At 62.5% G+C, this 25,316-nt stretch carries 23 protein-coding genes and 1 tRNA gene; 14 read left to right on the top strand and 10 right to left on the bottom strand.

What is annotated here, in order from left to right:
- From IVB47_RS30040 to IVB47_RS30030, 3 genes are all read left to right on the top strand, one after another.
- Nucleotides 1-764: HAMP domain-containing sensor histidine kinase (locus IVB47_RS30040; protein ID WP_247466851.1), on the top strand; the 764-nt coding region annotated here is incomplete at its 5' end.
- On the top strand, nucleotides 761-1,150 hold the full coding sequence (locus tag IVB47_RS30035; RefSeq protein ID WP_247466848.1) for a response regulator: 390 nt from the start codon (nucleotides 761-763) through the stop codon (nucleotides 1,148-1,150). The genes IVB47_RS30040 and IVB47_RS30035, both read left to right, overlap by 4 nt.
- The gene (locus IVB47_RS30030) at nucleotides 1,147-2,397 is read left to right on the top strand and encodes an adenylate/guanylate cyclase domain-containing protein (protein ID WP_247466845.1); all 1,251 of its coding nucleotides are present in this window, start codon (nucleotides 1,147-1,149) and stop codon (nucleotides 2,395-2,397) included. Before IVB47_RS30035 ends, IVB47_RS30030 begins: the two co-directional genes overlap by 4 nt.
- A 220-nt stretch (nucleotides 2,398-2,617) precedes the next feature.
- Here the strand turns inward: IVB47_RS30030 and IVB47_RS30025 are convergent, their stop codons facing one another.
- Together IVB47_RS30025 and IVB47_RS30020 are read right to left on the bottom strand one after the other, a co-directional pair.
- On the bottom strand, nucleotides 2,618-3,280 hold the full coding sequence (locus IVB47_RS30025) for a LysE family transporter (protein WP_247466842.1): 663 nt from the start codon (nucleotides 3,278-3,280) through the stop codon (nucleotides 2,618-2,620).
- Nucleotides 3,281-3,816: 536 nt separating this feature from the next.
- The gene (locus IVB47_RS30020; protein ID WP_247466839.1) at nucleotides 3,817-3,969 is read right to left on the bottom strand and encodes a helix-turn-helix transcriptional regulator; all 153 of its coding nucleotides are present in this window, start codon (nucleotides 3,967-3,969) and stop codon (nucleotides 3,817-3,819) included.
- Between the two features lie 101 nt (nucleotides 3,970-4,070).
- Here IVB47_RS30020 and IVB47_RS30015 point away from each other — a divergent pair, with 101 nt between their 5' ends.
- Nucleotides 4,071-4,904, top strand: a complete 834-nt coding sequence (locus IVB47_RS30015) for a patatin-like phospholipase family protein (protein WP_247466835.1) — start codon at nucleotides 4,071-4,073, stop codon at nucleotides 4,902-4,904.
- 13 nt (nucleotides 4,905-4,917) lie between these two features.
- Nucleotides 4,918-5,808 carry a nucleotidyltransferase gene (locus tag IVB47_RS30010; RefSeq protein WP_247466832.1) on the top strand — a complete coding sequence of 297 codons (891 nt, stop codon included), beginning with the start codon at nucleotides 4,918-4,920 and terminating at the stop codon, nucleotides 5,806-5,808.
- Between the two features lie 792 nt (nucleotides 5,809-6,600).
- On the opposite strand, the gene IVB47_RS30005 is transcribed toward IVB47_RS30010, so the two are convergent.
- The 6 genes from IVB47_RS30005 to IVB47_RS29980 form a co-directional block, all read right to left on the bottom strand.
- Entirely contained in the window at nucleotides 6,601-7,269 is a 669-nt protein-coding gene (locus IVB47_RS30005) for an ATP-binding cassette domain-containing protein (protein ID WP_247466829.1), read from the bottom strand.
- Nucleotides 7,266-8,009, bottom strand: a complete 744-nt coding sequence (locus IVB47_RS30000) for an ATP-binding cassette domain-containing protein (protein WP_247466826.1) — start codon at nucleotides 8,007-8,009, stop codon at nucleotides 7,266-7,268. Before IVB47_RS30000 ends, IVB47_RS30005 begins: the two co-directional genes overlap by 4 nt.
- Nucleotides 8,009-8,965 (bottom strand): branched-chain amino acid ABC transporter permease, encoded by a 957-nt coding sequence (locus tag IVB47_RS29995; RefSeq protein ID WP_247466823.1) that lies wholly within the window; start codon nucleotides 8,963-8,965, stop codon nucleotides 8,009-8,011. The genes IVB47_RS30000 and IVB47_RS29995 overlap by 1 nt, the downstream gene beginning before the upstream one ends.
- On the bottom strand, nucleotides 8,965-9,843 hold the full coding sequence (locus IVB47_RS29990; protein WP_346730820.1) for a branched-chain amino acid ABC transporter permease: 879 nt from the start codon (nucleotides 9,841-9,843) through the stop codon (nucleotides 8,965-8,967). Before IVB47_RS29990 ends, IVB47_RS29995 begins: the two co-directional genes overlap by 1 nt.
- A gap of 76 nt (nucleotides 9,844-9,919) precedes the next feature.
- Nucleotides 9,920-11,263 (bottom strand): ABC transporter substrate-binding protein, encoded by a 1,344-nt coding sequence (locus tag IVB47_RS29985; protein WP_247466817.1) that lies wholly within the window; start codon nucleotides 11,261-11,263, stop codon nucleotides 9,920-9,922.
- Nucleotides 11,264-11,904: 641 nt separating this feature from the next.
- Nucleotides 11,905-11,979: transfer RNA gene (locus IVB47_RS29980), tRNA-Gln, on the bottom strand.
- Between the two features lie 255 nt (nucleotides 11,980-12,234).
- Here IVB47_RS29980 and IVB47_RS29975 point away from each other — a divergent pair.
- A complete protein-coding gene (locus IVB47_RS29975; RefSeq protein ID WP_247466814.1) occupies nucleotides 12,235-14,013 on the top strand; it encodes an acyl-CoA dehydrogenase in 1,779 nt (592 codons plus the stop codon).
- Between the two features lie 91 nt (nucleotides 14,014-14,104).
- Here IVB47_RS29975 and IVB47_RS29970 read toward each other — a convergent pair whose 3' ends face one another.
- On the bottom strand, nucleotides 14,105-15,346 hold the full coding sequence (locus tag IVB47_RS29970) for an MFS transporter (protein WP_247468125.1): 1,242 nt from the start codon (nucleotides 15,344-15,346) through the stop codon (nucleotides 14,105-14,107).
- Between the two features lie 247 nt (nucleotides 15,347-15,593).
- Between IVB47_RS29970 and IVB47_RS29965 the strand changes: the two genes are divergently transcribed.
- The 8 genes from IVB47_RS29965 (at nucleotide 15,594) to IVB47_RS29930 (ending at nucleotide 24,597) form a co-directional block, all read left to right on the top strand.
- Nucleotides 15,594-16,355, top strand: coding sequence for an enoyl-CoA hydratase-related protein (locus IVB47_RS29965; protein ID WP_027516571.1), 762 nt, complete (start codon nucleotides 15,594-15,596; stop codon nucleotides 16,353-16,355).
- 79 nt (nucleotides 16,356-16,434) lie between these two features.
- On the top strand, nucleotides 16,435-18,093 hold the full coding sequence (locus IVB47_RS29960) for a bifunctional metallophosphatase/5'-nucleotidase (protein ID WP_247466811.1): 1,659 nt from the start codon (nucleotides 16,435-16,437) through the stop codon (nucleotides 18,091-18,093).
- Nucleotides 18,094-18,227: 134 nt separating this feature from the next.
- Nucleotides 18,228-19,157 (top strand): histone deacetylase family protein, encoded by a 930-nt coding sequence (locus IVB47_RS29955; RefSeq protein ID WP_018456262.1) that lies wholly within the window; start codon nucleotides 18,228-18,230, stop codon nucleotides 19,155-19,157.
- A gap of 72 nt (nucleotides 19,158-19,229) precedes the next feature.
- The gene (locus IVB47_RS29950) at nucleotides 19,230-19,481 is read left to right on the top strand and encodes an exodeoxyribonuclease VII small subunit (RefSeq protein ID WP_027516568.1); all 252 of its coding nucleotides are present in this window, start codon (nucleotides 19,230-19,232) and stop codon (nucleotides 19,479-19,481) included.
- A gap of 598 nt (nucleotides 19,482-20,079) precedes the next feature.
- A complete protein-coding gene (gene dxs / locus IVB47_RS29945; protein WP_027568725.1) occupies nucleotides 20,080-22,008 on the top strand; it encodes a 1-deoxy-D-xylulose-5-phosphate synthase in 1,929 nt (642 codons plus the stop codon).
- Nucleotides 22,009-22,040: 32 nt separating this feature from the next.
- Nucleotides 22,041-22,595: a nucleoside 2-deoxyribosyltransferase gene (locus IVB47_RS29940; RefSeq protein WP_247466808.1), complete on the top strand. Its 555-nt coding sequence runs from the start codon at nucleotides 22,041-22,043 to the stop codon at nucleotides 22,593-22,595.
- A gap of 27 nt (nucleotides 22,596-22,622) precedes the next feature.
- Nucleotides 22,623-23,357 carry a TlyA family RNA methyltransferase gene (locus tag IVB47_RS29935; protein ID WP_247468123.1) on the top strand — a complete coding sequence of 245 codons (735 nt, stop codon included), beginning with the start codon at nucleotides 22,623-22,625 and terminating at the stop codon, nucleotides 23,355-23,357.
- Nucleotides 23,350-24,597 (top strand): methyltransferase, encoded by a 1,248-nt coding sequence (locus tag IVB47_RS29930; RefSeq protein WP_247466805.1) that lies wholly within the window; start codon nucleotides 23,350-23,352, stop codon nucleotides 24,595-24,597. Before IVB47_RS29935 ends, IVB47_RS29930 begins: the two co-directional genes overlap by 8 nt.
- Here IVB47_RS29930 and IVB47_RS29925 read toward each other — a convergent pair.
- A complete protein-coding gene (locus tag IVB47_RS29925; protein WP_247466802.1) occupies nucleotides 24,594-25,196 on the bottom strand; it encodes a hypothetical protein in 603 nt (200 codons plus the stop codon). The two genes, IVB47_RS29930 and IVB47_RS29925, sit on opposite strands and share 4 nt — an antisense overlap.
- Between the last annotated feature and the right edge of the window lie 120 nt (nucleotides 25,197-25,316).

Raw genomic sequence — 25,316 nt, 5'->3', positions numbered from 1 at the left:
TCGCGCACGAGATCAAGAACCCGCTCAACTTCGTCAACAATTTCGCGGCGTTGTCGGGGGAACTGATCGGCGAGTTGAACGACGTTCTGAAGCCGGCGGAGCTCGATGACAGGACACGCGAGGAGATCGACGAACTCACCCTTATGCTCAAGGGCAATCTGGAAAAGGTCGTGCAGCATGGCAAGCGTGCGGATTCCATCGTCAAGAACATGCTGCTGCATTCGCGCGAAGGCTCGGGTGAGCATCGGCCCGCCGATATCAACGCGATCGTCGAGGAAAGCCTCAATCTTGCCTATCACGGTGCGCGCGCCGAAACGTCCGGCTTCAATATCACGCTCAAGCGCGAGCTCGATCCGGCTGCCGGCCAGGTCGATCTCTATCCGCAAGAGATTACCCGTGTCTTCCTCAACCTGATCTCGAACGGATTCTACGCGGCGACCAAGCGCAAGGAAGCCGGCGACGAGGGCTTCGAGCCGGCCTTGAGCGCGGCCACCAAGAGTTTGGGCAACAAAGTGGAAATCCGGATTCGCGATAACGGCACCGGGATTCCGCCCGAGGTAAAGGAGAAGATGTTCAATCCCTTTTTCACCACCAAGCCGGCGGGCGAAGGCACCGGCCTCGGACTGTCGATGAGCCACGACATCATCGTGAAACAACACGGCGGCACCATCGACGTCGCGACCGAGCCCGGCGCATTTACCGAATTTATCATCACTCTGCCCCGAGGCGGAGCGGCACAAGCCAATTTTGGAGGCAAGAATTGAGCGTTTACATACTCGTCGTCGACGACGAGCCCGACGTCGAAGCCCTGTTTCGCCAGCAGTTCCGCCGCGATCTGAAATCCGGCCGCTTTACCATGGAATTCGCCCCGTCGGCGCCGGCGGCGCTGGAGCGTGCCGCGGAAATTAAGGACCCGTCGCTGATCCTGATCCTGTCCGACATCAACATGCCCGGCATGAGCGGGCTTGAGATGCTGCCGAAGGTACGCGCGGAGCGCCCCGACGTTCCCGTGATCATGATCACGGCCTATGGCGACACCGAGACACGCCGCAAGGCGATCGAGAACGGAGCCGTAGGCCTTTTGACCAAGCCGATCGATTTCGCGCTGCTGCGCCTTGAGATCGATAACCGCCTCGGCCAGGCCGCATGACTGCGACCGTCCTCGTTGTCGATGATGAGCCCGATCTCGAGGCCCTGGTCCTGCAGAAATTCCGACGGCAGATCCGCAACGGCGCAGTGGCGTTCGTATTCGCCCACGACGGCATCGAGGCTCTCGCCTCGATCGAGCAGCACCCGCATGTCGACATGGTGGTATCCGACATCAACATGCCCCGGATGGACGGACTGTCGCTGCTGGCCAAGCTGCAGGAAGCCGAGGACAAGAAATCGACCATCATCGTCTCGGCCTATGGCGACATGAGCAACATCCGCACCGCCATGAACCGCGGCGCATTCGATTTCCTGACCAAGCCGATCGATTTCGGCGATCTCGAAATGACGATCGAGAAGACCATCCGCCATGTCGAGGCGATGCGCGAGGCCCGCCGCCGCCAGGCCGAGGCCGAGCGCGCACATGCATCGCTGTCGCGGTATTTTTCGCCGCAGATCGCCAGCCGCCTGGCGGCGGTCGGCGACAGCGACGGCATGGAGGTGCACTGGCGGGAGGTCGCGACCATCTTCACCGACATCACCGGCTTTACGTCACTGGTGGAAACGGTGGCGCCGGATGTGCTCGGCGCACTGCTCAACGAATATGTCGGCGGCATGACCGACGTGGTGTTCGCCCATGAAGGTACGGTCGCCAAGATCATCGGCGATGCGATCCAGGTGCTATTCAACGCGCCGGGCGACCAGCCGGACTATGCCAGACGCGCCATTGCCTGCGCCCATGACCTGGACATCTGGGCCCAGGCGTTCCGCGACCGCTGGAAGGAGAAAGGCGTCAGTTTCGGCGCGACGCGAATCGGCGTCCACGCCGGGCCGGCACTGGTCGGCAATTTTGGCGGCAGTCGTTTTTTCGACTACACCGCGTACGGCGACACCATCAACACGGCTGCGAGGCTTGAGGCCGCCAACAAGCATCTCGGCACCCGCATTTGCGTGAGCGCCGCGGCGGCCGACAGCGCCGGCAATTTCCAAGGGCGGCCCGTCGGCAATATCTCGCTGCGCGGCCGCAGCGAGCCGCTTCGCGCGTTCGAACCGCTGCAAGACGCCCGCTTCAAGACGACCGCCAACGCGCAATATGGCGAGGCGTTCGCCAAGCTCGAGGCTGGCGACGCCGCGGCGATGCCAGCCTTCGCGGCGCTGGTCGGCTTACACGCCGACGACGCGCTGGCCGGATTTCATCTGAAGCGATTACTCAATGGTGCTAAAGGCGCTCGGATTCAACTAGACTAGAACCGGCCGTGTCGGTCTACGTGGGCTGAGACACATCGGATATGGCACGTTTGCCTATTTGCATCATGCAAGTTGGTCGGAGTTCACGCAAACGGGATATCGCCTTGATGTCCGCCGGGAGCCAAACTCAGAAGTCCGAGTGACTAGCCCTGAAGTCGCCTTTGTCCCACAACTAGACTCCTGCGCCGAAGCAATTTTGGCCTGTTATTCGATTACCTCATCAACGCGTGCCAGGCCGTGGGTCGGAGCGCGCACCACCTTTAGCCAAAGCCGCGCACCACGATCCGAGCCACGTGAAGGCACCGAGCGTGACGAGTGACAGCCCGGCCAGCCTGCCGCAGAGCGCGAGCAGGTTCGCGTTCAGTCGAGCCCGCGCCGCTGCCGCGAATCCGCTCAGGGTGATCCACCATGCGACCGAGCCCAGAAACACGCCAGCTACCATCATCGAAGAAGATTGGCTTCCAAAAGTCTGCAGTGCCGCGAAGAATAGTATCGGCGTCAGCGGGTTGGTCAGTCCAATGATGATCGTGCTCAGGTAGGCATGCGACAGCCGTATGCTGTCGAATTTTGAGCCCTTTTCCAGGGCGATTGTCGTTCGACCAGCTCTAGCTGCCAATCCCAGCAGGATAGCTGCCGAAATCAAGCCGAGGGCCACCGCATGGGCGTCCAACCAGGGCTTTGCAATGGCGCCGAGGCCGGCAACAGCCGCTGCACCATAGGCAACATGCACGGTTGCAGCACCCAGCCCTGTCAGCAGACCGGCCGCAAGGCCCGATGTCAGCGTGCGTTGGATGCACAATATGCCGATCGGCCCGATGGGTGCGGCGACCGAGAAACCTATGCCGGCGCCGGCGAGCAGCGTCGCAGCTGAACTGGACAGCATATGGACGTGCGATCAACGCATGGGTGTTGCGGCCATCTTAACCAGTCTATGCTTCAGGAGGACTGGCTCCCAGAAGAATCTGACCGCTTCGCTCCGCGCCTCGTATTCGCAAATTCCGATGTCGAACAGGTATTCCGGTCGTTCTCTCAGGTCAGCAGCGAGTTGCGCCCTGAGACGCGCGCGCCGGCACCACATCGCCAAGATCGAGAGTGGGGCCTGCAGTAGCCGGCCAAGATTGTAAAATGAAGCCTTCTCTGCAGTCACCACAGAGGAAATCAAGACATCAGACATGACAATACCTCACCGCAAACAGATGATTTCGAAATGAATGAATCCGTCTCACCTCGCAGTGAGCGGCTTCGGGACAACTGGGCTTACAAAACGCGTGACCAGCTTGGTCGGCTCGTTTCGCCGTTGGACATTGCCGCGTGTGGCGCTGATCGGCCGGCAACACATCAATGCTATCGGGCATTCGCTGCGCCCACATTATCAATTCTGATTATGCCGTTGAATTATTCGGGTCGCTGGTTCTGTCGCTATCGCGAACTCTCGCCACGCACGGCAGATATCCCGCCGAGCAGGGCAACAACGTCGGTCTGCCGCTGACAGCCGGTCTTTTCCAGCACGCCACGAACCTGCACGCGGACCGTATTGGGCGAAACGCCATTGTCGCCCGCCAGATCTTCCACGGTTTTCCCGGCAGCAAGGCCGCGGGCGACGCGGGCTTCGGCTCGATGGCGGCGGGGCCAAGGGCTTCTATTCGCTCGGCGCGCTCCGAGAGATTGAAGGCATGGTCGAGAGCACGCTCGACAAGCGCTTTGACCTGATATTCGGGACCAGTACCGGCGCCATCATTGCCGCGCTTCTCGCGCTCGGCAAAATCGTCGATGAGATCCACGCGCTCTACAAGTCGCATGTCGTCTCGGTGATGGCTGAGAAGTCGAGGGCGGCCAAAACAGCCGCGCTCGCAAAACTCGCCGTCGAGGTGTTCGGCGATAAGAAGTTTGATGCGGTCACTACCGGCGTTGGCATTGTCACGACGAAGTGGCTGAACGAACGGCCGATGATTTTCAAAGGCACCATCAAGCAGGCACATGGCCGGACCGGCACGTTCGTGCCTGGCTTCGGGTGCACCATCGCAGATGCGGTTCAGGCGTCCTGTTCGGCCTATCCGTTCTTCGAGAAGAAGACCGTGACGACCTCGCTCGGGGACTTCGAGCTCATCGACGGCGGATTCTGCGCGAACAATCCAGCGCTTTACGCTCTGGCCGACGCGACCATTCCGCTCAGCATCCCTAGGAAAAACATCCGCGTGGTGAGCGTTGGCGTCGGCGAGTATCCCGAGCCCAAGGCAAAGTTTTTTAGCAAGGGGAAGTGGTTGAAGTATGTGCCGAGTGTGACGCTCTTGCAAAAGACCCTGGAGATAAACACTCAATCGATGGATCAGCTCCGCGTCATTCTGTTCAAGGATGTCGAGACGGTCCGCATAAATGACGCATACACGACGCCGGAAATGGCGACCGACCTATTCGAACACGATTTGAAGAAGCTCAATATTTTGTGGCTTCGCGGGCGCGAATCGTTTGCTAAGCACGAAACGACGTTGCGAGATTATCTTCTTTGACAGGGGTAGTGTGATGGCGATACCGGAAGCCCAGCTCGACAGTTGGGACAGCCTTGGTGCTGTGAAGCAGTCTCGCGACACGTATGCTTCGTTAAAGGGCGCGCTAGAGGATTCGAAGGCACCATACTCGTCGCGAAGCTTCGAAACGTTTTTGCAGGGCTCATACGGCAACGACACAAATGTCTTTGCTGACAGTGACGTTGATATCGTGATGAAATTGACCTCAGTTTTCTATTACGACTTGTCGCGCATGACCGACCCTGAAAAGGCGACATACGATAAAGCATATGCAAACGGAGAGTACGACTTATCGACGTTTAAGAGCGAAACCGTCGCGTGGCTGAAAAAGAATTACGGAGAAAAGGTCACCCCTGGAAAGAAGGCCATCTTCATTCCGAGCTCCGGCAACCGGCGCGACTGCGACGTACTCGTGTGTGCCCAGTTCCGCCGCTATCACAAGTTCCTGAGCACGAGCGACCAGAAGTATGACGATGGCATTTGCTTCTTTCTACCGGGCAACGTGCGGATCGAGAACTTCCCGAAGCAACACTCGGCCAACTGCACCGAAAAAATGGACCAGACAAACCAGTGGTTCAAGCCGACCGTGCGCGTGTTTAAGAACATGCGGAACCGGATGATAGAGCGGGGCGAGCTCGCCGAAGGAATCGCCCCGTCGTATTACCTCGAGGGGATGCTCTACAATGTTCCCGCCGATAAATTCGGCGGTAGCTATCAAGACACGTTCACAAACTGCTTCAATTGGCTCGTCGAGGCAGACAGCACCAAGCTCGTCTGTGCGAGCTACATGCACTGGCTCGTGCGTGATGGGGAACAGACTTCATGGCCCGTTGCGAACTTCAAAGCCTATCTCGCCGCGGCTAAGAAGCACTGGGAAAAGGGTTAGGCTGTCGCGCGTCTTTTTTGCTCTCTACGCTTATCGCGCATCCACCCTTGTTGTACTCGTTGCGCCAAAAACGGAATGAAAAATCGGCGGATTTTAACGCGGCTTTTGGTCAACGTTTTCTACAATCCGGGCTCCGAAGGCACGAAGTTTGATTACGTCTGCCGTAGGTCGCCCGCATCCATCCCGCTCGGGTTTGACGCGTCGAAATCCCCACATCGGTTTGCGATCGAGTGGATCCTTGCGAGATCCGTTGGCTGGTCGATGGCGAACAGGTTCATCGTCGCGTCGTTTGGAATCCGACTCCTATTCCGCATCTCCCTATGGCGCTGCACGTCAATACCTAGCCTACGCGATCGGGACAGCTCGCCGGCCGACTTGCGCTGCGCCAACTTCCCGCGGCCGCGATAATTCGCGAGATCGCCGTGAATGCATTCGGCGCCAATGAAGACTTCATTGAGCGGCGGGCCACTCCTTCGGTCTCAGCTGCACTGGCGCCGGTAGCTTCCAGTTCCGTCCCATCATCGTAGCAGTCGTAGAAGCGATGGCAGACGCCACGCAGGACGCCGCCCGGAGACCCTATAGCGTTCCTTCGGCGACACCCAGAACGCGCACCGCCCCACCATTGCGACAGCGAAAGCAAACGCTGTGTCAAGGGCCAGATCAGATGCCCCGGTAAGCTTTCTCTCAAAGGCTTATCAGTTGTGACTCCCGCCCACACGTGGCAGAGCGGACGCTGTTTCAGTAAACCGCCGAGGTCTGCTTGGGCCGCCGGCTCCTCCACCGCGTCTTCAATTAGCTTGGCGCCCCCTCGATCTCACCTCTTTCAATGGTGAGCGTCACGTCGGCAAAGGTCTCGAGCAGCTTTGGATTCGACTCGGTGATCAGCAGCGTAATGTCCTTATCCTGCGAACGAAGCCGCCGGAGTGCTTCCGCATATCGCTGCGCTAACACAGGCGCGAGACCCTGAAATGGCTCATCCAGGATAAGCAGCCGGGTACCAAGCATGAGCGCCCGCCCAAGCGCCACCATCTTGCCTTGGCCGCCCGAGACCGATCCCGCCGGACGTTTGGCAAGCTCTTTGAGTTCCGGCAGCACCGAATACGCTCGCTCCAGCCGCCGCCGCGTCTCGTCCGGATTCAGCTTGGCGACACGACCGGGAAGCAAAATATTTTCTTCAACAGTGAAGGCGGAAAACAGACGCCGGTCCTCAGGCGCGTAGCCAAGACCCAGCGACGGCCGGCGATGCGGCGCGATCGGTCCAAGATCTTCGCCGCTTAGACGAACGGTGCCGCTCGCTTTTGTGAAGCCCATGATAGTGCGCACGGTCGTGGTCTTGCCCGCGCCGTTTCGCCCGATAAGCGCTGCGCTCACACCCCGCAGCAGCGAGAAACTCACATTTCGCAATACAGGCGCGTCCGCAATCGCCACGTTGACATTCTCGAAACTCAGCATCGGTGTCATAACCCGATCACCTGTTCCCGGACCTTCGGGTCCGCCAGAACCTCAGCCGGCGTCCCAACTTTCTGGATCTTGCCGACATTCCACACGGCGACTCGGTTGGCGTAGCGCTCCACCATATCCATGTCGTGCTCGACGAAAACCGAGGTGACTTTCTCCTTTGCCAGCGCCGAGGTGAGAATGTCCATGATGGCGAGTTTCTCTGATGACGCGACGCCCGAAGTCGGCTCATCCATCAGGAGGAGCTTTGGCTTCAGCGCGAGCGCGAGTGCAATATCGACCAGTTTGCGTTGCCCCTCGGGCAGTTCGCGCGCCGTTCGTTCCGCATACGATTTTACACCGACGAGATCCAGCAGCCGCTCCATTTCCGGCACTTCCGGCATGAGAGAAAGAGCCTGGAAACCAGACGGACGGCCTCGCAGGGAGGCGGCCGCGATCAACATGTTCTCCATCACGGTCTGGTCGAGGAACAGCTGTGGAATCTGGAACGCGCGGGCAATGCCGAGCCTGGTGATCGTACGCGGTAGCTGCGCGGTGATGTCGTGGCCAAGAAAGGTAACGGTGCCGGCTTGCGGCCGGAGATAACCAGTCGAGATGTTGAGGAACGTCGTCTTGCCGGCCCCGTTCGGCCCGATGATCGCAAGGTTTTCGCCTTCGAGGACGTCGAGGTCGATGCCATCGGCGGCGATGACGCCGCCGAACCGGATCTTGATATTCTTGGCGGAAAGCAGGACGTTGGCCATCAATGCCCTCCCCGCCCGGATTGACCGTAGCGCTGACGGAGGCCGATAAGGCCGTTCGGCGCGTAAAGAATGATGACGATCAGCACGACGCCGAGAATGAGCTGCCAAGAGTCCGCCAGATGCGCCGCGGCATAGAACCGTACGCATTCGAACATCGCCGCGCCTGCAAACGCACCGAAAGCATGGGCGCCGCCACCGAGGATCGCGATGAACACGAACTCGCCGGACTTGGTCCAGAAGCCGAATTCGGGGGTCGCGATCTGCTGAATGATCGACACCAGCGTGCCGCCTATACCGCCGAGAAATGCGGAAAACACGTAGCCAATGAGCAGCACGCGCCGCGCCGACATACCAAGATATTCAAGCCTGGTTTCGTTGGATTTCATTGCCCGCAACATGTGACCGAGCGGGCTGTCGAGATAGCGTTGCACGCCGTAGAAGGCAGCAATCGCGACCAAAAGGCTCACGTAGAGAATAACGTATTGGAACGTCTCCGGCGTGAACGAAAATCCAAACAATCCAGGACGGGCGACCCGGATGCCGTCCGCGCCGTTAGTATAGTGGAACATTTTCTCGAGCAGTGACCACAAGACCATGGAGAATGCCAGGTTCAGCATTCCAAAAAAAATCTCCCTGTAGCGAACCACGAACAGGCCGACGATCAGGCCAAAAACGGTGGAGGTTATTCCTCCCAGCGCGAGAAAGATCAGGATATCGCCGCCGCCGATGTACTTGCCCCAGAACGCCGCGGTGTAGGCGCCGGTGGCGAAGAACATGGCGTGTCCGAACGATACTTGCCCCGCCTGCAGCAACAGGACGATGCCGAGCACCACGATGCCCTTGGCGAGAATGAGCGCGAATAACGTCGCCCAGCTCGCGACGAAGAGCGGCAGTACCGCGCTGGCCAGAAAGAAGATGATCGCGACTGCCGTGATCGGTTTGATGCGGCCCGCCATCAGATTTTTCTCACCTGCACCGTACCGAACAGTCCGAACGGACGCACCAGAAGCACCAGCACCATCAGCAGATAGGGTACGAGAACTTCGAACTCCGGCTGCAGATAGATGACGAAGGCGCGCGTCAAACCGATCATGAGGGCCGTAAGGGCGGTGCCCTCGATCTGCCCCAGACCCGCAGTGGCTGCCACCGCGAACGAGAGCACGATCATGTCGGCCCCCATGCCGGGCACCAGCGAAGTGGTCGGCGAGGCAAGCGCGCCGCCGAGGGCCGCCAGGCTCGCCCCGATGATGAACGTAATAGAGTAGACGCGTTGGGCGTCGATGCCGATGGCGGTTGACGCCTCCCGATCCTCAGTGACCGCTAAAATCACGGCTCCCGCAAGAGTTTTCCGCAAGAAGTAACGCAGTCCGAACAGCGTCGCGACTGCCACGCCCGGAAGCAGGATGACCTGGTAGGACGTATAGTTCACGCCGAATACGCTGATGTTGGGCAACAGCTTCAAGGGCTCAGCAGCGAAGATTGGCTGCACGCCCCAGATCAGACGCTGCAGATTGTCCATGATCATGAAGGCCGCGAAGGTGATCAGGAGCTGCAGCACGTCGTCTCGTCCGTAAAGCGGCCGCAACAGGAAGCGCTCGATGAAACCGCCGCACACGACGCCTATGACGATGGAGGCAATCAGCAATGCGGGATAGGTAAGCCAGGGCGACACCTGCGCGATCACGAGGCTCAACGTCGCGGCGAGATACGCGCCAAAAGCGTAAAGCGACCCGTGCGCGACATTCACCACGCGCAGCACACCGAAAATCAGGCTCAGCCCGACGGAAACCAGGAACACCAGGGCGGCGTAACTGATCCCGTCAAGGACCGCCAATATGGCGAGAGTCGAATTCATGGAGACCTTCAGGAAAGCCGTCCTCCGGCTTTTGCCCGGAGGACGGTGATCTGGCCTACTGCTTGAAGGTCGGAACGTCCATTTTAACGAATTCCGGCTTGAGCGTCTTCAGCCACTCGACCGAGCGCACGCCCGCCGGATTGGTGATCACCTTCGGATCAAAGATCATCATGTTGTCGAGCAGCTTGAAGTCATAGCCCGGGAAAGACTTGGTGACGCCGACGAGCTGCGCTTCCAAACCTTGGTTGTCCTCGGGCCTCAGCGTGATCGGCCGGCCGAAACCGGTCGCGAACTCGGTGCCGGAAGTTGCGTCTACGACCTGCTCCCGTGTCGGCCAGTTGCCGCCATTGGCCTTGATCGCCTTGTCATAGGCAGCTTGCAGCGCCGTGAAAGCCTGCGCCATGTGGTAGACCGGGTAAATCGGCCAGGCGCCGGTCTTTGCCTTGAATGCCTCGGCAAAGGCCTTGAAGGCCGGATCGTTCTTCTTTTCAGGATGCAGGAACCAATGATCGCCACGCGCGCCGACGATCAGGCCTTCCGGCAGATCCTTGCCCAGTCGCTGGATCGAAGATTCGCCGATGCCCAACACGAAGGTCGACTGTTGCAGCAGGCCGCGTTGACCGGCCTGACGGACCAGCGTGTCGAGATCGCCGCCCCAGGAGGTGGTTAGAACGACATCCGGCCGCAATGCCAGTAAGCGCGAAACTTCGGTGGAATAGTCAGGCGCACCGAACTTCGGGAAAAGCTCCGCCACCACCTGAACGTCGGGTTTCATCGCCTTCAATGCGGTAGAGAAGATCTCCCAGCTTTCGCGGCCCCACGCGTAGTCCTGATTGACGACCGCGATGGTCTTGAAGTCGGGCTTTGTCTTAAGGAGATAGACGAGCACCGCCAGCATCTCCGGCGTGCCGTTAGCCTGCGTGCGGAAATTGTAGCGATACTTCTTCGTCTCCAGAATAGAAGCCGCACCGCAATCCCACATGAAGTTCATGACTTTGAGGTCTTCGGCGACCGGTACAAGCTGATTGCAGCTGCCGGAGGAGATGGAGGCGAAAGTCGCGTCGACCTTTTCGTCTTGCACCATGCGCCGGTAGTTCGAGACCAACGCCTCGCCCCCGGCGCCTTCGTCGATGAAAGACAGTTTTACCGGTACACCGCCGATCCCGCCCTTCTTGTTGAGGTCTTCTGCAATCATCTCGGCCGCGGCTTTTGCCGGTACGCCGAATACGGAAGCCGGTCCCGACAGGAAAGTGGTGATACCGATCTTGATTTCCGGCGGCTTGCTCTGCGCAAGCGCAGCGCCCGTAGAAGCTGTGATGGCTAGACCGGCTGCAACTGCGGCTTTCAGCAAACGCATTTGAATCTCCCCATTTTTAACTTGCGTTGACCGGGCGGCCATCGCGATTTTTCTTGCCGCGACGCTACTTATAATTCTGGAGTATTGCCAGCACTTACTAGTTGCTGGTGGGAAGGGCTTCTGCGGCTCGACAGTACATAATGAGATTGGTTCAGCATGCTCATGAACCTTACCGACCGTCCCACTTGCCCCCACTCGGAGCGGTTATCGGCTGCGAAGCGTCAATGCGCGTTTGGCTACGTATGCCTCTGGAGAGAGAAGCGATGAATTTAAAGGGTGTGGTTGCACGCGCTTTCAAAGCGAACGCGCTCGCATCACCACTGCCCCTGTGAGCCCTGCCGCGCATGCGATAGCGATCGTTCGACAGAGCCATTTAGCAATTTCGAGTTCCGTTTTCCGCTTCTGCAGAACAGCTGTCGCCATCGCATAGCCGATAGTCGTCGAGCGGTTTGACCGGTCAAAATTCACTGCCACCCCCACTGTCCAGTGGTGATCGAACCGGTCTCTGCCAATCGTCTCCAGGAAAAGGTAATTTCTGCGGTTTGGGCTGGAGACTTTCGACGACTTCTCGCCAAGGTTGCCGGTTTCCGAGGACCAGAGACTTTAGAGAGCCGCACGAAAAGCCTATAAAACGCGGCACTTTCAGCCAATACGGTCCCACTCTCTATAGTTGAGTGACTGCTTGGCTGGGGCGGGAGGGATCGAACCTCCGAATGGCGGAATCAAAATCCGCTGCCTTACCACTTGGCTACGCCCCATCAGGCCTTCGGGAACGGCGACGACACGAGCGTCCGCGGATTCCCTCGAGTGGTGCCGGTCTATAGGGAGAGGCGCGGCATTTCAACCGCCCGGAGGGGCAAAATACCACAGGCGCCGGTGACGCCGCGCCATGCCTTATATGGGCGCTACGCCCCCCGCTCCCGACAGGCGTTCCGCCACCCCCTCCCGACAGTTGAGACCTCCGCCGTTTCATGGGAATACGACGCCAAGACCTGTCTCTCCGGGAGTGAGCCATGACCTACCGCGCGCCGATCTCTGACATGCTGCTGTCGCTCAACCACGGCGCCGGCCTGAAGGCTGCCATGGAGGCCGGCCATTACGGCGATTTCGACGGCGATATCGTGAGCGCCGTGCTGGAGGAAGCCGGCAAGTTCGCAACCGACGTGCTGGCGCCGCTGAACAAGGTCGGCGACGAGCACGGCATCAAGCTCAGCGACGGCAAGGTCACGACCGCGCCGGGCTGGCCGGATGCCTACAAGCGCTGGACCGAGGGCGGCTGGAACGCGGTCTCCGGCCCCGAGGATTTTGGCGGCCAGGGCCTGCCGCTCGCCATCAACGCCGCCTGCACCGAGATCTGGAGTGCCGCCAACGTCGCCTTCGGTCTCTGCCCGCTGCTGACGGCGTCGGCGATGGAGGCGCTGGACGCGCACGGCAGCGACGAATTGAAGAAGATCTATCTCGAGAAGCTCGTCTCCGGCGAATGGACCGGCACGATGCAGCTGACCGAGCCGCAGGCCGGCTCCGATGTCGGCGCGCTCCGCACCCGCGCCGAGAAGCAGGCCGACGGCACCTATCGCATCAAGGGGACGAAGATCTTCATCACCTATGGCGAGCACGACATGACCGACAACATCGTGCATTTCGTGCTGGCGCGACTGCCGGACGCGCCCGCCGGCACCAAGGGGATATCGCTGTTCCTCGTTCCCAAATTCATGGTGAACGAAGACGGCTCGCTCGGTGCGCGCAACGACATTTTCGCAAGCGGCGTCGAGCACAAGCTCGGCATGCATGCCTCCCCCACCTGCACCATGACCATGGGCGACCATGGCGGCGCGATCGGCTTCCTGGTCGGCGAAGAGAACCAGGGCATGCGCTGCATGTTCACGATGATGAACCAGGCCCGCCTCGGCGTCGGCCTCGAAGGCGTCGGTGTCGCCGACCGCGCCTATCAGCAGGCATTATCGTACGCACAAGAGCGCAAGCAGGGCCGCGCCCTCGGCAACAAGGGTGACGGCTCCGATCCGATCTTCGTGCATCCCGACGTCAAGCGCATGCTGATGCGGATGCGGGCGCAGACCGCGGCGGCGCGCACCATCTGCTATGCGACCGCGGTCGCGATCGACGTCTCGACACGCGCCAGGGATCCGAAGGTCCGCGCCGACGCTGCCGCGCGCGCGGCGCTGCTGACGCCGATGGCCAAGGGCTATTCCACCGACATCGGCAACGAGGTCGCCTATCTCGGCGTGCAGGTGCATGGCGGCATGGGCTTCATCGAGGAGACCGGCGCGGCGCAGCACTATCGCGATGCCCGCATCACCGCGATCTACGAGGGCACCAACGGCATCCAGGCCATCGACCTCGTCACGCGAAAGCTCGCGGCCAACGGCGGCGCATCGGTGTGGGCGCTGCTCGACGAGCTCTCGGCCATCGTGAAGCAGGTCGAAGCCTCCAACGATCCCGCCTTCGGCACCACCGGCGTGAAATTGCGCGAGGCACTGGAGGCGCTGACGCGCACCAGCAAATGGCTGCTGGAGCGGGTTGCGTCCGCGCCGAACGAGGCGCTGGCCGGCGCGACGCCGTATCTGCAGCAGTTCGGCGCCACGCTCGGCGGCTGCATGCTGGCATCCGAAGCGCTCGCCGCGAAATCCCATGGTATCACGGACGCCGCGCGCTACGTCTCGCTGGCGCGCTTCTTCGCCGAGAACATTGCCGTGCAGGCCGGCGCGCTCGAGCGCACCGTGACGGAGAGCGCGGAGTCGGTCGCGGCGGCGGATGCGGTGCTGCTGGGATAGCTGCGATGCGTAGCCTGGATTGAGCGCAGCGCAATCCAGGATTCGTGCCACGAGCGATGACGGCCCCGGATTGCGCTGCGCTCCATCCGGGCTACGAAGCCGCGAGCTTCGTGCGTCTCCCCGGCCGCCACAGCACAACGGCCGTCGCCACCAGATCTAGCACCACGCACATCGCAAACGCGCTCGTGTAATCGCCGGTTACGCTGCGCACAAGACCGACGATGCCGGGGCCGAAGGCACTGACGATGCCGCTGATCGAGGTGCCCAGTCCCATCGCGGCGGCGAAGGCGCTGGCGCCGATCTCGCGCTGGATGATCAAAGGCGGGAACGTGATCATGTTGCCGATCGAGAAACCGTAGACGGCGCAGCACGCGAGCAGCACGGTCGGGTTCGTGGTTTGCAGAAGCACGAACAGAGCCGCCGCCTGGCTCGTCATCGATGCCGCGCAGGCGAGCCGCGGATCGAGCCGGTCCACGAACAGGCCGAGCGACAGGCGCCCGACCACCGCCATCGCCGCCATGATGGTGACGGCAAGGCCCGCACTGGCGCGGCCGATCAGCGGTTCGAGGAACGTCACCTGGTGGATGATGAATCCCATCTGCGCCAGCAGCGCGATCGCGATCGGCAGCACCATGGTCCAGAACGCCGCGTTGGCGAGCAGCGTCTTGCGCGAGTGAACCGCAGGCACGGCGGTGCCGCCATCGAATGAATCCCCGCCCGGCGTCGGCGGCATTTCCGTCGGCCAGCCTGTGAAGATGACCACCACCGGCAGCACCAGCACCACCATCGCCAGCGTGGCTGCCAGCATCGCGGAACGGAAGCCGATGCTGCCGCTCAGCGTCAGCAGCAGCGGCACGAGCACGATGCCGCCACAGGTCGCGCCGCTGTAGGCGAGGCTGAGCGCGAGCCCGCGGCGCCGTTCGAACCAGGAGTTCAGCACGGTCGCGATCACCACCGTGCCCATGCCGGTCCAGCCGACCGACATCAGCGCATAGGCGAGGTAGAGCTGCCAGGGCGTCTGCAGCAGCGCCAGCAGCACCGTCGAAGCGCCGAGCGCCGACAGTCCGCACAGGATCAGCGACCGCAGCCCGATGCGGGCGAGCAGATCGTCGGTGAAGATGACGAGCACGGCAGTCAGGAGAAAGGAGAAGGTGCTGGCTGCGGAGACCAGCGTGCCCGGCCAGCCATGGGCGCGCTGCAGTTCGGCGAGATAGACGCCCTGGCCGTACAGGCCGAAGCCGAACATGAAGAAAGCCATCAGGAAGCAGGCCAGCACGACGCGCCAACCGCGATAGTGCAGCGAGGATTCGTCAACACGCGTAGCGGCAATCATCAATCGGGCAATCGGCCAAATGGAACGGCGCGAGGCGATCGTGCACCACAACCAGGGGTTTTTCAAATGAAAAAGGTAGCCGATTGTTGCAACGCGCAGCACGGCGGGGAGCGTGATGCGCCCGTCTCACGCGAATTCGGTCTCCAAAAGGTCGAGCCAGCGCATTGGCACGCCTGCAAGATGATGTAGGCTGACGTTTCGCGAGTCTAGCCAATGTCAGTGTCGCGGCGACCGCAGGGGCCCCTTCATGCCGAATGGCAACATCATCGTCACCGAAGAGCGCGGAACGCGCGTGATCACCCTGCGTCGCCCGAGCAAGAAGAACGCGATCACGCAGGACATGTATCGGGAGATGAGCCGCGCGATCGACACCGCGCAGAACAATCCCGACATCCGCTGCATGATCATCACCGGCGGCTCCGGCGTGTTCACCGCCGGCGACGACATCGACGATTTCATGCACGCCGATACGTCGCGCCCCGAGACGCTGTCCGACGGCGCCAAGTTTCTCTATTCGCTCGCACTCAACGCCAAGCCGGTGATCGCGGCCGTGGACGGCGCGTCGATCGGCATGGGCACCGTGATGCTGTTCCATTGCGACTATGTGCTGGCCTCGAACGCGGCGACCTTCTCCGCGCCCTACATCCATCTCGGGCTCGTGCCGGTCGGCGCGTCCAGCCTCTTGATGCCGAATACGATGGGCTACCAGCGCGCCTTCGCCATGCTGGTGATGGGACGGACTTTTACGGCCGCCGAAGCGCATGCCGCCGGCTTCGTCAACACCGTGGTCTCGCCGGGGCATACCGAGGTCGAGGCGCGCAAGGTGGCGCGCGATATCTGCAGGCTCCCCGCCGAAGCGGTCGCGACCTCGCGCAAACTGCTGCGCGTCGCATCCGAGGAGCTCACCCGCCGCATCGATCAGGAGGCCCATTTGTTCGGCGAGCGGCTGAAGTCGGAAGAAGCCACCGCTGCCTTCAATGCGTTTGCGAACAGGAAGAAGAAAAAATAGGCTGTCGTCCGGCGCATCGCCGCGGAATGACGGCGAGAACTTTCGTGAAATCTTCGTGCGGAACGACTAGTCTGGTTCCATGCGACATGTTCTCCGCCTGACCGTCTTCTCGCTCGCGCTCGCCGCCCTGCCCGCGTCCGCCCAAACCGCCGCACCCGTCGAGCTGCGCATCCTCGCGATCAACGATTTCCACGGCAATCTGCGCCCGCCGCCGGGCGGCATCCGGATCAGCGATCCCGAGGACAAGTCCAGGAAGGTGATGGTGGCCGCCGGCGGTGCCGAATACATGGCGACGCTGGTGAAGCAGCTGCGCGAGGGCCACAAGAACACGATCTTCGTCGCCGCCGGCGACCTGATCGGCGCGAGCCCGTTCCTGTCGGCAATGTTCCACGACGAGCCTTCGATCGAGTCGCTCTCGATGATGGGGCTCGCGATCAGTTCGGTCGGCAATCACGAATTCGACGAGGGCAAGACCGAGCTGTTGCGGATGCAGAACGGGGGTTGTCATCCCGTCGACGGCTGTCAGGGGCCGCATCCCTTTACGGGCGCCAAATTCCACTATCTCGCGGCGTCCACCATCGAGACCACGACCGGCAGGAGCGTGCTGCCGCCTTACGAGATCAGGGAGTTCGAGGGCATCCCCATCGCCTTCATCGGGCTCACCTTGAAGGAGACCGCGGGCATCGTCTCGCCATCGGGCGTCACGGGCCTCGAATTCCGCGACGAAGCCGAGACGGTGAACGCGCTGGTGCCGCAGCTGAAGGCGCGCGGGGTCGAGGCGATCGTGGTGCTGATCCACCAGGGCGGCGAGCCGGCCGGTGACTACAATGAATGCCCTGCCATCACCGGGCCGGTCGTCGACATCGTGAAGAAATTCGATCGCGCCGTCGACGTCGTCGTCAGTGGCCACACCCATCGTGCTTATGTCTGCGATATTGACGGGCGGCTCGTCACCAGCGGCGACAAATACGGTACGCTGGTCACCGCGATCGATCTCAAGCTCGATCCGGCAACGCGCGACGTCGTCAGCGCCAAGGCCGAGAACGTCCTCGTCGCCAATGCCTCGCTGCCTAGGGATCCCGAGCAGACCGCACTGATCGATGCCTACGACAGACTTTCGGCGCCGATCGCCAATCGCCCGGCTGGATCGGTGACGCAGACGCTGTCACGCGTGCCGAACGAGGCCGGCGAAAGCGCGCTCGGCGACGTCATTGCGGACGCGCAGCTCGCCGCGACCCGGGACTCCAGGGATGGCGGTGCCGTCATCGCGCTCACCAATCCCGGCGGCATCCGCACCGACATCGTTCCAAAGGAGAACGGCGCGATCACCTTCGGCGACGTTTTCGCCAGCCAGCCGTTTCGCAATCGGCTCGTCACCATGACGCTCACGGGCAGCCAGCTCAAGGACATGCTGGAGCAGCAATGGCTCGATCCGAAGCGGCCGCGGATTCTCCAGGTCTCGAACGGGTTCAGTTACGCCTGGGATGCGGCGAAGCCGTACGGCGAGCGCGTGATCAACGAGAAGATGACGCTCAATGGCAGACCGATCGAAGCCGGAAGCGGCTACCGCGTCACCCTCAACGATTACCTCGCCGTCGGTGGCGACGGCTTTACGGTCGCCAAACAAGGCACGGGGCCGCAATATGGCGGCTACGACGCCGATGCGCTGTTCGCGTTCTTCAGGGCGCACGGACCGATCGGGCCGCTGCCGCTGAGCCGCATCCTGCGCGTGAATTGATCCGGATCAAACGGACCGGTCCGGGACCACCCTTTGCCATTCCCGGGGGAACGCATAGATTGGGTTTTGCATTTGCGTTTTGGCGCCGGATGCGCCAAGCGACGTCGAGAGCCCGCATCCCATGAGGCCGACTGATGAGTACGCTTCTCCTCTCCCACAAGGCCTGCCTCGACCACGTCACGCCGCCGGGACACCCTGAAAGGCCGGACCGCCTGCGCGCGGTGGAAGAGGCGCTGTCGCATGAGCGCTTCCAGTTCCTGGTGCGCGACCAGGCACCGGAGGGCGATCTCGACCTCGTCACGCTCTGCCACAACGAGCACTACGTCACGGAGCTGCGCCACATCGCGCCGACCAGCGGACAGGTGTATATCGATGGCGACACCTCGATGTCGCCGGGCACGTGGGAAGCGGTGATGCGCGGCGTCGGCGGCGCGGTCGCGGCGACCGAAGCGGTGATGGCCGGCGAGCATCGCAATGCCTTCGTCGCGGTGCGCCCGCCCGGCCACCACGCCGAGATCGGCAAGCCGATGGGCTTCTGCTTCTTCGACAACGTCGCCATCGCCGCGCGCCACGCGCAGCGCAAATACGGCATCAAGCGCGCGGCCATCGTCGATTTCGACGTGCATCACGGCAACGGCACACAGGACATCTTCTGGTCGGACCCGACCGTGATGTACTGCTCGACGCACCAGATGCCGCTGTTTCCGGGCACCGGTGCCAAGAGCGAGCGCGGCGACCACGACACCATCGTCAACGCGCCGCTCGCCTCCGAGGACGGCGGGCCGGAATTCCGTATCGCGTTCGAGAATTTGATCCTGCCGCAGCTCGAAAAATTCAGCCCGGAGCTGCTCGTCATCTCTGCCGGCTTCGACGCGCATTATCGCGATCCGCTGGCGTCGCTGAATTTGCGCGCGGAGGATTATGCCTGGGTGACGCGCAAGCTGATGGACCTCGCCGACAAGACCGCCGGGGGGCGCGTTGTTTCTGTGCTCGAAGGCGGCTACGACCTGCAAGGACTGAAAGAATCTGTTACGGCGCATGTCGGCGCCCTGATGGGCGCCTGACGCACCGCCACATTGCGCCCGCAAAACTTTGCTTTCTCCGACGTGAAGCGAATCGGGCAATCGGAAACTTATATGGCCGAAAATACCCAAATCGACGTCTCCAGGCTGACCTTCGAACGCGCCATCGAGGAGCTCGAAACGATCGTGAAGCGGCTCGAGGACGGCAAGGTGCCCCTCGAGGAATCCGTGACGATCTACGAGCGCGGCGAGGCCCTGAAGCGCCGCTGCGAGGAGTTGCTGCGCCAGGCTGAGGCGCGCGTCGACAAGATCACCACCGATGCCAGCGGCCAGGCCACCGGCACCGCGCCGCTCGACGTCCAGTAAGGGCCGCCTTCAAAGCCGCCCATCCCACGCATCGGCCACCCGCAATTTTTCATGATCGCACGCCCGTGTCGGGCCGCTGCGGCTGCTTTGATCCTGGGAACCGGGGCCCAGGAAGAACATGGAACTCCCTCAAGAGGGCCCGTCGTCTCCTGAACCCCGTCTAAAGCAGCTTCTCACACCCCAAAAACCTGCCGAGGAACCGAGCAAACTTGGAACTCTTGCGCTGGCGCCGGGATTAACCACTCTGGCCCGGGGGTTGCAGGTGCATGCCCGTAATCGGCCCAGCGGGTTGGCTTTGGCCCAAGCTTTGGTGTAAAGCTGCGCGGAGTGTGGCTTTTTGTAAGCCTTGCGTAGGCACTGATTGCCGACGACAAGCGCTTCAAACTGCTGATGAATTGGCTGGGATGGACGAAGCCGATCTAAGTGACAGGGATCACAGAGACTGAACCGGAGAGCACTTAAGCTCACCTAAGCTTGAAGACGGGGCTTTGCCCCATGCAGGTGGCTCCGACGGTTTAAGGACTCGCGCTGCGCCGATATTGAGCAAACCCATCGCGCACCGGAACGATCTTCCGGCGCTGACAAATTGGAAATCGCCGTGAACGCATATAGTAAAACGCCGCTTCTCGACACCATCCGGACGCCGGACGACCTGCGCAAGCTCAAGGTCGAGCAGGTTCGCCAGGTCGCCGACGAGCTGCGTCAGGAGACCATCGATGCCGTCTCGGTGACCGGCGGTCATTTCGGCGCAGGCCTCGGCGTGGTCGAGCTCACCACTGCGATCCATTACGTCTTCGACACCCCGCGCGACCGGCTGATCTGGGACGTCGGCCACCAAGCCTATCCGCACAAGATCCTCACCGGCCGGCGCGATCGCATCCGCACACTGCGCACCGGCGGCGGTCTGTCCGGCTTCACCAAGCGCAGCGAGAGCGATTACGATCCGTTCGGAGCCGCGCATTCCTCGACCTCGATCTCCGCCGGCCTCGGCATGGCGGTCGCGCGCGACCTCGCTGGCGGCAAGAACAACGTTATCGCCGTCATCGGTGACGGCGCGATGTCGGCGGGCATGGCCTATGAGGCCATGAACAATGCGGGTGCGATGAACTCGCGCCTGATCGTCATCCTCAACGACAACGACATGTCGATCGCGCCGCCGGTCGGCGCGATGAGCGCCTACCTGTCGCGGCTCTACTCGGGCAAGACCTACCGCACGCTGCGCGATGCGGCCAAGCAGATCAACAAGCGCTTGCCCAAGATCATCGCCAGCCGCGCCAACCGCGTCGAGGAATATTCCCGCGGCTTCATGATGGACGGCGGCACGCTGTTCGAGGAGCTCGGCTTCTACTATGTCGGCCCGATCGACGGTCATAACCTCGACCATCTCCTGCCCGTGCTGAAGAACGTGCGCGACATGGAGACCGGCCCGATCCTGGTTCACGTCGTGACGCAGAAGGGCAAGGGCTACGGCCCGGCGGAAGCCTCCGCCGACAAGTACCACGCTGTGGTCAAGTTCGACGTTGCGACCGGCACCCAGGCCAAGTCCAAGCCGAATGCACCGGCCTATCAGAACGTGTTCGGCCAGAGCCTCGTCAAGGAAGCGGAGAAGGACGACAAGATCGTCGCCATCACCGCGGCGATGCCCTCCGGCACCGGCGTCGACATCTTCAACAAGGCGTTCCCGGACCGCACCTTCGACGTCGGCATTGCCGAGCAGCACGCAGTGACGTTCGCCGCCGGCCTCGCCACCGAAGGCTACAAGCCGTTCTGCGCGATCTACTCGACCTTCCTGCAGCGCGGCTACGACCAGATCGTGCATGACGTCGCGATCCAGAGCCTGCCCGTGCGCTTCGCCATCGACCGCGCCGGCCTCGTCGGCGCCGACGGCGCCACCCATGCCGGCTCGTTCGACAACGCCTATCTCGGCTGTCTGCCGAACATGGTGATCATGGCCGCGGCCGACGAAGCCGAGCTGGTGCACATGGTTGCAACGCAGGTCGCGATCAACGATCGTCCGAGCTCGCTGCGCTATCCGCGCGGCGAAGGCCGCGGCATCGAGATGCCCGAAGTCGGCATTCCGCTCGAGATCGGCAAGGGCCGCATCGTCCGCCAGGGCAGCAAGATTGCCCTGCTCTCCTTCGGCACGCGCCTTGCCGAATGCGAGAAGGCCGCCGACGAGCTCGCAGCCCACGGCCTTTCGACCACGATCGCGGATGCGCGCTTCATGAAGCCGCTGGACACCGAGCTGGTGCTCAAGCTCGCGCGCGACCACGAGATCCTCATCACCATCGAGGAAGGCTCGGTCGGCGGTTTCGGCTCGCATGTCGCGCAGTACCTGAGCGATCAGGGCGCGCTCGACAGCGGCCTGGTGCGGTTCCGCACCATGGTGCTGCCCGACGTGTTCCAGGACCACGACACCCCGGCGGCGATGTACGGTCGTGCCGGTCTCGACGCCAAGGGCATCGTCGCCAAGGTGTTCGAGGCGCTCGGCAAGGACGTCAAGGCCGAGACGGTCAAGCTCGCCTGACAGCGAGCTTCGACCTTCCGCGAATCAGCTCGATGAAAATCTATCTGGCAGGCCCCGACGTGTTCCTGCCAGATGCGGTCGAGATTGGCCGGCAGAAGGCCGCGATCTGTGCTGCGCACGGCCTCACCGGCCTCTATCCCCTCGACAACGAGATCGACCTCGCCGCTCCCGACGCCTCGCGGCAGATCTTCTGCGGCAACGAGGCGATGATGGATGCGGCCGATACGATCATTGCCAACCTCACGCCGTTCCGCGGCGCTGGCGCCGATCCCGGCACCGTCTACGAGCTCGGCTACATGGCCGGCCGCCGCAAGTTCTGCCTCGCCTATTCCAATGACGGCGCCGCCTATGCCGACCGCCTCAGTCGCTTCATGGACGTGACGTCCGAGGACGGGCGGCTGGTCGACGCGCAGGGGCTGACGGTCGAGGATTTTGGCCTCGTCGACAATCTCATGATGATCCACGCGCTGGAGCTGCATGGTTGCCCGCTGGTGACGCCGGCGCAGATGCCGATCGACGTCTGGCACGATCTGGCCGCGTTCGAGGCTTGCGTCCGGATGGCGGCCGCGCGATTGATCGCTACATAAGCGCCTCAGGCGTCTTTCGGAGAGATGATGTCCCCTGCCCGCAAGCGCGCGGATGTTCTGCTGGTCGAGCGCGGCCTGTTCGAGAGCCGGGCGCGGGCGCGCGCGGCGATCGAGGCCGGGCTCGTCACGGCCGACGACAAGCAGGTCGCAAAGCCGTCAGAGACGATCGCCGAGGACGCCGTGATCCAGGCCGAGCCCGCGCACCCCTACGTCTCCCGCGGCGGGGTCAAGCTCGCCGACGCACTGGAGCGCTACCCGATCGAGATCGAGGACCATGTCTGCCTCGACGTCGGCGCGTCCACCGGCGGATTCACCGAGGTGCTGCTGGCGAATGGCGCAAGTCTCGTCTTTGCCGTCGATGTCGGCACCAGTCAGCTGCATCCCTCGCTGCGCGGTCACTCCAAGATCGTGTCGATGGAAGAGACCGACATCCGCGCCTATGACGGCAAGCGTTTGCCGGCGCGGCCGGATGTCGTCGTGATCGACGTCAGCTTCATCTCGCTCAAGACGGTGCTGCCCGTGGCGCTGTCGCTGGCGGCCGCGCCGATGAGCCTGCTGGCACTGATCAAGCCGCAATTCGAGGCGGACCGGAAGCACAACAAGAAGGGCATCGTCCGCGACGCCGCCGTGCACCGCGAGATCTGCGACGACATCGCCGCCTTTGCGGCCTCGCTCGGCTGCACCGATATCGAGGTGTTCCCGTCGGCGATCACCGGCGGCGACGGCAACATCGAATTCTTTATGGGCGCGCGCCGTGGTTGAGCGCGTGACGATCGATCACGTCGGCCATCGCGGCGACGGCGTCTCGCTCGACGCTGGGGAAGCCATCTATGTGCCTTACACGCTCGGCGGCGAGACTGTCGAAGTCGATCATGTCGTCGGCAATCATCCTGACCGCCGCAAGCTGCTCGCGGTGGATGTCGCCAGCCCCGAGCGCGTCACGCCGTTCTGCCCGCATTTCGGCGTCTGTGGCGGCTGCGCGATCCAGCACTGGGCGAGTGAACCGTATCACGCCTGGAAGCGCGGCATCGTGGTCGAGACCCTGGCCCAGGCCGGCATCGACTGCGAGGTGGCGTCGCTGGTCGATGCCCACGGTGCGGGACGCAGGCGCATCACGCTGCACGGGCGGTTCGGCACCCATGACATCCTCAAGGTCGGCTTCTCGGCTGCCAGCTCGCACGACGTCATCCCGATCGATCGCTGCCCGATCCTCGATCCCGGGCTCGCGGGTGCACTCGATGCCGGCTGGGCGCTCGCCGAGCTGCTGACGTCCAGAATGCCGGTGACGAAACCGCTGGACATCCAGGTCACCGCGACCGCCAACGGTCTCGACATCGACGTGCGCGGCTCCGGCCCGCTGCCAACGCCGCTCGTGACGGCGCTCTCAAGCGTCGCCGAGCAGCATCGCCTGGCGCGGCTGACACGGCACGGCGAGCTGGTGCTGCAACGCCTGCCGCCGACCGTGCAGATGGGCCGCGCCGAGGTGACGCTGCCGCCGGGCTCGTTCCTGCAGGCGACCGTCGCCGGTGAAGAGACGCTTGCGTCGCTGTTGGCCGAGCGCATCGGCAAGGCGAAGAACGTTCTCGACCTCTTCTGCGGCGTCGGTCCGTTCGCGTTGCGCCTCGCCGAAAAGGCCCGCGTCACCGCCCATGACAATGACGCCGGCGCCATTGCAGCGCTTGAAAAAGCCGCGCGCACACCGGGCCTCAAGCCGATCAAGGCCGAGCCGCGCGATCTGTTTCGCCGTCCCATGGTGGCGCCGGAGCTGCGCGATTTCGACGCCGTCGTGTTCGACCCGCCGCGCCAGGGCGCGCAGGCGCAGGCCTTGAAGCTCGCCGCGAGCAAGGTGCCTGTGGTGGTCGCGGTCTCCTGCAACGTCGCGACCTTTGCCCGCGACGCGCGGCTGCTGATCGACGGCGGCTACAAGATGGATGCCGTGGTGCCGGTCGACCAGTTCCGGCATACGCCGCATGTCGAACTGGTGGCGAAGTTCACGCGCTAACGGCGAAGACCGCCCAGCGCCGGTGACTCGCCGGGCAGTATCGACGAGTTGATGTCGCTGTCCATGCGTCCCGATTGCTGCTGGGTAAAACCGGCGCCGAACGACAGACTGAGGTTCGAGGTCGGCTTGAACTCGACACCCGCAAATGCGCCATAGCCGGGCGAGGCGCTGGAGGTGAGCGGCGCAAGCGAGCTGCCAATGCCGCCGCCGTATTTCAGCGTGTCGAAACCGGCAAAGAACGTGACGGGCATGCCGCCCGCGGTCTTGGTGTTGTAACCAAATTGCGTGCCATCGTAGGAGAGCGCGCTGAAATTGCCGACGGGCCCGCTCTGGCTGAAACCGTTCAAACCGAGATTGCCGCGCTCGCTTCCGACAAAGAACCCGGGACGAAAACTGTGGCTTCCGTCGGCATCGCCGGCCTTCAAGCTTGGAAAGTTGCCGTAGGCGTCGGCACTCTGGCCGACACTGCCGCCCCAGCCGAAAGGACCGCCCGGTATCCAATACCTCACGGGCGCCACTTGCGCATGAGCCGATGCTCCGCCGAGGCAAAGCACGGCGAAGAGAATTGCGAAGGCGCGGGAATCTGTGAGGCTGGACATTGAGATGACCGTCAAGGAAGTGCGGAAATTATACGCGACGGATGCCCCGAAGGCCAGTGGAGCCGGCCCGGAGCGTCGTTTCAATCAACTCCCGCACGCATTTCCGAGGTCTTGCACGGT

The organism is Bradyrhizobium sp. 62, assembly GCF_023073035.1.
In the GTDB taxonomy this organism is placed as follows: domain Bacteria; phylum Pseudomonadota; class Alphaproteobacteria; order Rhizobiales; family Xanthobacteraceae; genus Bradyrhizobium.
Note: the sequence above shows the minus strand (reverse complement) of the source record. Positions and strands in the feature narration are given on the sequence as shown.

What these genes read in the sequence shown, in the direction of transcription:
- IVB47_RS30030 (WP_247466845.1), top strand. Translation starts at nt 1,147, where the DNA reads ATGACTGCGACCGTCCTCGTTGTCGATGATGAGCCCGATCTCGAGGCC.
- IVB47_RS30025 (WP_247466842.1), bottom strand. Translation starts at nt 3,280, where the DNA reads ATGCTGTCCAGTTCAGCTGCGACGCTGCTCGCCGGCGCCGGCATAGGT.
- IVB47_RS30015 (WP_247466835.1), top strand. Translation starts at nt 4,071, where the DNA reads ATGGTCGAGAGCACGCTCGACAAGCGCTTTGACCTGATATTCGGGACC.
- IVB47_RS30010 (WP_247466832.1), top strand. Translation starts at nt 4,918, where the DNA reads ATGGCGATACCGGAAGCCCAGCTCGACAGTTGGGACAGCCTTGGTGCT.
- IVB47_RS30005 (WP_247466829.1), bottom strand. Translation starts at nt 7,269, where the DNA reads ATGACACCGATGCTGAGTTTCGAGAATGTCAACGTGGCGATTGCGGAC.
- IVB47_RS30000 (WP_247466826.1), bottom strand. Translation starts at nt 8,009, where the DNA reads ATGGCCAACGTCCTGCTTTCCGCCAAGAATATCAAGATCCGGTTCGGC.
- IVB47_RS29995 (WP_247466823.1), bottom strand. Translation starts at nt 8,965, where the DNA reads ATGGCGGGCCGCATCAAACCGATCACGGCAGTCGCGATCATCTTCTTT.
- IVB47_RS29985 (WP_247466817.1), bottom strand. Translation starts at nt 11,263, where the DNA reads ATGGCCGCCCGGTCAACGCAAGTTAAAAATGGGGAGATTCAAATGCGT.
- IVB47_RS29975 (WP_247466814.1), top strand. Translation starts at nt 12,235, where the DNA reads ATGACCTACCGCGCGCCGATCTCTGACATGCTGCTGTCGCTCAACCAC.
- IVB47_RS29970 (WP_247468125.1), bottom strand. Translation starts at nt 15,346, where the DNA reads ATGATTGCCGCTACGCGTGTTGACGAATCCTCGCTGCACTATCGCGGT.
- IVB47_RS29965 (WP_027516571.1), top strand. Translation starts at nt 15,594, where the DNA reads ATGCCGAATGGCAACATCATCGTCACCGAAGAGCGCGGAACGCGCGTG.
- IVB47_RS29960 (WP_247466811.1), top strand. Translation starts at nt 16,435, where the DNA reads ATGCGACATGTTCTCCGCCTGACCGTCTTCTCGCTCGCGCTCGCCGCC.
- IVB47_RS29955 (WP_018456262.1), top strand. Translation starts at nt 18,228, where the DNA reads ATGAGTACGCTTCTCCTCTCCCACAAGGCCTGCCTCGACCACGTCACG.
- IVB47_RS29950 (WP_027516568.1), top strand. Translation starts at nt 19,230, where the DNA reads ATGGCCGAAAATACCCAAATCGACGTCTCCAGGCTGACCTTCGAACGC.
- IVB47_RS29940 (WP_247466808.1), top strand. Translation starts at nt 22,041, where the DNA reads ATGAAAATCTATCTGGCAGGCCCCGACGTGTTCCTGCCAGATGCGGTC.
- IVB47_RS29935 (WP_247468123.1), top strand. Translation starts at nt 22,623, where the DNA reads ATGTCCCCTGCCCGCAAGCGCGCGGATGTTCTGCTGGTCGAGCGCGGC.
- IVB47_RS29925 (WP_247466802.1), bottom strand. Translation starts at nt 25,196, where the DNA reads ATGTCCAGCCTCACAGATTCCCGCGCCTTCGCAATTCTCTTCGCCGTG.